Here is a 6,885-nt window from a genome sequence, read left to right as displayed (position 1 = left end):
GGCGGGCGGGCACTACTACCAGTACGAGTTCGACGTTGATCTCGATATCGTCGGCGACGTGGTTCGAGATTTCGATTCCATCGCGCTCCCAACTGGTGTGGCGACGCGGCTCACTTGACATCCTCCCCGCGCTGAAGCGCGAGGCTTTCTCCTTGATTCTCCGTAATTCAGTGACTTCGGCCGGAACCCATTCAGATAGCTTCTAGCCTCTCCCATTCGAACACTCGACACGGTGGGGTATCGGTGAAGCGTGTTCTACTCTATCTTGTAACGAACACTTGACACGGTGGGGTCTCGGCGGAGCGTGTTCCACTCTATCTTGGAATGAACACTCGACACGGTGGGGTGGGGGTGGTGACGAGATTGACATCCTCCTCCGTGTGAACGCGGAGGAATCCTGAGCGGTGAGAGTTTCAGGTTTACCAGGAGAACAGTAGCTGAAATTTGCTCTCTTGTAACTCACAAGCCGAACGGCTAACGCAATCTCCAGTTAACACCCCCGTTAGAGGGTGTTGTATCGACGTGAGGGGGAACAAGTGGAAATACACCACACGGGGGGCGGTTAGAGGGGCCTCACCTACGACTGATTAGAAGGAGAAGAGCCCGATCAATGGCCGACTGTGAACAAACGCAGGGAGACCAGCGCGGAGGCGAGCACAATACCGACCAACGGATGAGAAACACTCACCTGCTGCTGGCTCTGCGGAATGCGGACTGGCGCTGTGCTCAGTCAGGGTACGACCGAGGCTGACGAGAACTGTTGGGAACTGGACCTCTCTCAGTCTCTCTCGCATCGATCGATAGGCCTTCGCAAAATCATATGGAATTTGAGATAACATACTCGCCGAAGACCGATAGTACGGATCGCTGTCTCGACCCGAAGTAGTGGGACCTCCACAACTCGTCTGGCTTCCAATCTATTCATATAGAACTATACATATCATATTTGGTGGCCGACCCTTGGACGGACGGTGGCTGTTCTGCTGGTACGGCCACTATAATTAGTCGGGCTATGGCTCCGCCCTGAAAGAGCGGTATTGATCAAGGGCAACCCCCACTACGGATCGGTTCTTCTTCTTCTTATCAGTCGGATCTTCGACCCCCTAACCGCATGACGACAACGCAGTTCCAGTTGAAACCCCCACCACCTCTGGGACTCCTGTTTGTCCCCCCTTTCACCCCCCGTCTAATTACCGGGATCGGCTGGTTGCGATCGATTTTGTCGGGTCGTCTCGTCCGTCTGCGAGTTCTGCCGAATAACTGCTCACCGGAACGACGCCTCCCTTCTTGTCTCACAGATGTATTTGGTATATGACACACATACTGCGACTCGTCCAGTCACCGGACGGATTTGAGCACCACCACACAACAATCGGATCGCCCACCGACAATGCCGGTGATAGAAATATTCATTTTCCGAGGTTTCTCGGCGGTCGATAGCGCAATTGGCGATTCGTGCGCAGCGCCAACCGATCGGCGATTCGCCCACGCAACACGGATCGAGAAATGCGGCGGTCCATCCGATGAGAGAGATACGAGATAAGCTCTGGACGCAACGTCGCACGCGACAGCGTTGACCCGGAGTCCCGAACCGTGTATGTATCCCGGAAGATCCGTGCGGCGGCAGCTTCAGGTGTCGCTGTCAGCTTACTGTCCCAGGCGGCGGTTGGGAGGTACTGGTCGAAGTCTGCCCCTGTGTGCGCGAACACGGTGGCGAACTCGAGGCCTGTTGCGAGGGATGCTGGTCGGGCCGGCCGGCGGATCCGTGCTGTTGCCGCCCGGGCGGCGTCGTGGCTCTCGTATGCGTGGGTGGTGCCATCTTGGGGGTGTCTCAGCGTGACTGTTCCGTTGGTCGGCACTAACTGCGGGAGCTGGTCAGCGATTGGGTTGAGTGACCCAGTCAACTCTCCCGCCGCGACGACGGTGCCGTCGACGCGACACTGGAGCTCGTTTGCCGGGGTGACGACCCACTGCTCAGGGGCGGTGTCTGCCGGCCGCACAACGACGCCAGCGGTCCCGAATAACCGTCTTGGTTGGGAGTACAGCGGTGTCACCGTCTCACTCGGTCGTGCGTCTTTGAACGGTTGAAGCAGCGTCAGTGCCGTTTGGTTCGCAGTGTCGCGTGTCTCGGTAAAGACGCGAATGCCTGCGAGTGTCGGGTCATGAGCCACCTGCCAGACGGCGGCGAGCAGCCGCCCGCGATTCAACTCATCCGCGATGAGATACGCAAGCGTTCGGCCCCCAGACGGGGCGTTCAGCTCGAAGGGGACTGACGACAGCGAGCAGTCGGTCTCGGCCACGTCGATCCCGCGTTCGAAACACCACCGCAGCACGGACTGTTCGAACGCCGAATACTCCCCACTGAGCGACGCCGGCGTCGTTCGTGTGCCCGTGGCTGTTGGATCCTGCTCGGCGACAGTCATTGTGTCTGGGACGGCGACTGGTGTCACGGGTCGGATGTGAGGCGCTGTCCGCCCAGCAACGTCGTCCCAGAGCGATTGGGGATACTGCTGGGAGACAACGGGGAAAAACGCCGGGAGCTGTTCGGCTGCGACGGGGAGTTGGCCGGTCATCCCAAGCCGTCGATACCCGTTGGCGCGCGGGTCGCCGGGAGTGGGTGCGAACACCTGCGCGTACTCCTCGGTGGTGTCGGCGAGGTCGGCCGCGAGGTCGGCTCGCCACGCCTCATGTGACGGTAGCGACGATTTCCGGAGTACGGGTTTCTGTTTGCCGGGCAGTCGGTACTCTGTCGTCACCTCCCAACTATGCGCTTCAAGCAGGTCTCTGTTGGTGATCGTCTCGGAGCCACCGAGATGGTCCGCTAGTGAGACCGGTGGATCGGCACGCGACTGCGCGAGCGCCTCACGGGTGTCGATCTGGGTTTCCGGTGAAAAATCGACCAGCCGAACGGCGATTTTGGTGGTCTCGTCTGGCCCGCGGGTCGCGACGACTGCGAGCGCGTGCGGCCGGTCACGAACGGCAGCAAGCACCGATTCGACGGCTGGTGGCTCCGTTTCGAAGCTCGGCGTTGCGGGCCCTGTTGGGCTGAGTAGTCGTTGGGTGGCGGCGCTACTCGCTCCAACTGGGTTCGGATCGGCGTCGACGATGCTGAGGCCAACGCGATTGGTAGACTGCTGGCGCAGACTGCCCGCCAGGATCCGTGTCGCCAGGGTGAGGTCCGTTGTTTCAGCCGTTGGGAGCGACGGGAGTGTCCGCACCCCGTCGCCCGTTGGCTCGGAGCCGGCCCACAACAGCGTTCGTTGGCGGGTCACCCCGGGCAGCGAGAGATACGTGATCGGGCCACAGTCGTACGTCCAGAGTGCCTCATAGACCACGGTCGCCAGTGTTCGTTCAATCGGTGTGGCGTACGACGGCTTGTCGCTGTTCGGACTGAGGACGATCTCGACGGCTTGCCACGATTGGTCGGCTGGTGCTGTCATCTGAGTGGCTGAAAACTGGTTGTGAGCGGTGTCGGCCGCGGTTAGTCGGTCTCCTCGGTAGTCTCGGTGTCGTCGTCGGTCTCTTGATCGTCCGGGTCGTAATCGGCCGGTGGGTCCGCCTGATGGGGTGAGTCGATTCCCGGCTCGAACAGCAAATCAAACCCATCGAAATAGCGGTAGTCATTTCCACCACTCCCCGTTTTTGCGGTTTTCAGTTCGTCGGGGAGATATCCACCAATCACCGACCGGATTGGCGCTGGGTGCTGTGACTGGCCTTCGAACCACTGTGTGAGCGCTGCGTCGAGGTCGTCGTAGGTCAGCTCGGGCCCGTCGCGCTCGACGATGAACTCCTCACAGAACCGTTGGACCCCCGCCTTTTGACTCTCGGATTTGTCGGTGGTCTCCCAGTCCGGTCGCGGATCATACACCTGAAGCTGGCCCGTCTTCTCGTCTCGATACGCCACGGTGACGAAATCAAGGTAGCTCAGCGCAATCGGCACATGGGGTTCCCGAATCCGCGTCCAGTCGGCGAGGAACGCCTGCTTTTCGCTGTATTCCATAATGACCGTCCCGTCGGCGGTTTCGACGCGATGGGTTCCGTCGTCGGTCTTCCGGTAGTACCCGCACTGCGTCTCGCTCGCTTCTGTGTCCGTTGCTGTGGTGTCATCTTCGGCTGGCTCTGTCGGCCACTCGAAGGTGCCGACATCATCAGTGACGGGTCCGCGGGTCAGCTCGCCGTCGTCATCACGGACGCTGATCGTCTGGCCTTCGATCCGGTAGGTCGTGCTCCCGTCGCCGGCCCGAACGAGTGTTCGGCCGTCCGGTGACCGAACCGGATTGGTCCCGTTGTAGGTGATGATGCCGTTGTCTTCGATGCGTTTACACGGTTTGTTGAGGTGGCGGTAGCCTCGTTCGACATCCTGTTGCTTGTAGACGAAGACGACGTGTCGATCTGCTTTGTACGCCCGCTCGGCGTTAATGAGCGTGTTTGCGGCCTTCGTGGTGTTTTCGTCTTCACACTCGATGGCCACGATGTCTGAGTCAACCTCGATGCCGAGGGTGTTGATGGTGCCATCGACGGCTGTGAGTCGCTCGTCCGGCAGCGACTCGGCAGTTTGATCGACTTTGTGGATCTCATCACCGCCTTCGGTGAAGACCCGACGCGTGTACTGTTCGAGCGAGCCGTGGCCGGGGCCGCCCTCGTTTTCGACTGCCGTCTCGTCTGGGGCCGCATCGGTCCATCCCTCCCCGACGCCGAACTCGCTAGGTGTTTCAATCGTAATCGGTTTCACCGAGTTGAACACCGGCGCGGACCGGCCCTCAACGGCACGCCAGGGGTTTGTCTCCCAGCGCTGGGTGACCGTCCAGACGAACGGGAGCAGCTGCGGTTCAAAGAGTGAAAACCAGCCGTAGCGGCTGAATTCGTCTTTTAGTATTGGTTCGGTGCTTGTGTCACCATTCAGGAGTCGTCGATGTTCCCGCTTCCCGAGGACAACTGTTCGGACTGTGTCTGCCTGCCGGCGGACTTCTGATTTTGGGGTGTACTGGTTGGCCAGTTTGTAGTCGTATCTGGCCTCGTAGGAGTCGTTTCCGTCGATGGTGTGGGTGTAGTGGGTTTTCCAATAGCGATTCGCGAGCGCGGCGTCGTGATTCGAGACGAGGTTCCCATTCCCGAACACGCGTGCGAGGTCGGTCGGTTTGCCGTCGGCGACGAGTTCGGCGAACCCGCGGTCCCCAACGTAGTTGTCCTTCGGGCGGTAGGTCGCGAGCCGCGCCGACATGTTGTAGCTGCCGTCCTCGCCGGCGACGATCACCTGATAGATGAACGGGTCGTGGTTCTCTCGGAGCGCCCCGAACAGCTCCTCGAGCGGCTCTGCTTTGGTGTTCCCCGGGATCGGCCGGTTCCCGTCTTCGATCGAGTAGAGTCGCGTCGTCGTGACGTCGGTGACCCCGACCGGTTCGAGATCGAGGTGGCCGACTTCGACGTTGACCGATTCGGGGTAGCGGCGCTTGACTGCCTGCGTGAGGACGCTTAGCGGGCGCGAGTAGAGCTCGTCGGTGAAGTCATTGAGCGTTGATTGTGTATCGCTGCGGCCGTCAAGTGCGAACGGGCGCGGGTGGAGGACGAACTCTAGGCCTTGGGGGCCTGGGAACACGAGAATCTCGACGCTCTCGATGATGGATTCTCCGCACACGTCGCTCAGGATCCACAGGAGGACGCCGTGGATTGCCGCGGGGAGTTCCTCGCGTTTGGCTGGATCCCGTGGAAGTCGGATTCGGATCGCGTTCTTGCGTTGGGTTGGTGCGCCAGTGAGATCCGGGATCTCCGTCTGGCGGTCCGGGACGTCGTCCGGTGCCGGGAGCTCGTCGTCGTGGTTTGTCGGTCTCGATTCGCCGGTCGGTTGCTGCGGTTGAATGGACATGGCGGTGCGCCGACTGCGCCGACGTGGGTGTTACTATTGGCCCGTTGTCGGACAAGGAAATCCACCCGATTTGATTGATAATTTCGCGGGAATTGGAGTGAATCGGGGCGGATCGTCAGGGGTTTATACACTGTATCAAGGAAATCGCGATAGTGATGGCGTCACACGACGACAGGGACCGTGGTATTCTCACTGCGACGGATCGTGAATGGCTCCGCGAACAAACGGATGGATCGACTCCCGGGACCGCCAATCAGCGTGACTACCAACGTCGGCAGGCAATCCAAGAGCGTGTGACGAACGCGCTTCGTGATTTTCAACTCCTCACTGAGGAGCTTCCTGAATCACTGCTCCGGGATATTCTCGTTTCGCTCCAACATGAGAGAGCCTACTCAGACAGTCTCTCGTACGGGATCGCCTTTCTGTATACGCTTGCCAACGAACGCGAATATCTTCAAGAGGGCATTACAATCGGTCGCGAGCCTGGCGCTCACCGATTTCTCACCTTCGAGAGGGCGCTTGATGACGGTCTTTCGACTGCTCGCGAACACACTGGCTGGTTCGGCTCACCATCTTCGGATGGGTCACCACGGTCGATACTTCACGAGACCCCACCGCTTGAGGAGATCAGCATCGCAGATATGTACACCCAGTGGAGAGACTACGCACACTGGAAAGACCCCGAAACTGGTGAGAAACTGTACGAATCGGGAGAGTATCCTCCCTCTGAAGCGAAGAGCATCGCATATGCAAACATCATCGCGGGTATTGGGGAGATCAAATCCCGTAAGCGGTCAGACAAACGCTCTGTCCCGTCTGAGTTCCGGGACCTCGTCGACGATACTGACGACACCACGGATGAGTAATCCACTTCAGGGGGGTGAAATGACGTACTCGCTGAGATAGACCACTACTCAATACGGCTTGTATTCAGCAACAGAACGACGATAGAGTGCGCTTCGTGCGGGTTGAGACGGCGAAACCCATCTGGGTTCCGGACCACTTCTGACCGAGTTGTGGGT

Annotated in this window: 3 protein-coding genes; 1 reads left to right on the top strand and 2 read right to left on the bottom strand. The window is 59.7% G+C overall.

Translation table 11 applies throughout. The annotated features are described in order from the left end of the window. Positions 1-1,409: 1,409 nt before the first annotated feature. The gene (locus EXE52_RS04135) at positions 1,410-3,440 is read right to left on the bottom strand and encodes a hypothetical protein (protein ID WP_137703484.1); all 2,031 of its coding nucleotides are present in this window, start codon (positions 3,438-3,440) and stop codon (positions 1,410-1,412) included. A gap of 41 nt (positions 3,441-3,481) precedes the next feature. Further along, a complete protein-coding gene (locus tag EXE52_RS04130; RefSeq protein ID WP_137703483.1) occupies positions 3,482-5,863 on the bottom strand; it encodes a hypothetical protein in 2,382 nt (793 codons plus the stop codon). 155 nt (positions 5,864-6,018) lie between these two features. Here EXE52_RS04130 and EXE52_RS04125 point away from each other — a divergent pair, with 155 nt between their 5' ends. Beyond that, on the top strand, positions 6,019-6,729 hold the full coding sequence (locus EXE52_RS04125) for a hypothetical protein (protein WP_137703482.1): 711 nt from the start codon (positions 6,019-6,021) through the stop codon (positions 6,727-6,729). The last annotated feature ends 156 nt before the right edge of the window (positions 6,730-6,885 follow it).

Source organism: Halorubrum sp. CGM4_25_10-8A (genome assembly GCF_005435025.1).
Lineage (GTDB): Archaea > Halobacteriota > Halobacteria > Halobacteriales > Haloferacaceae > Halorubrum > Halorubrum ezzemoulense.
This window is presented reverse-complemented; position numbering and strand designations above follow the sequence as displayed.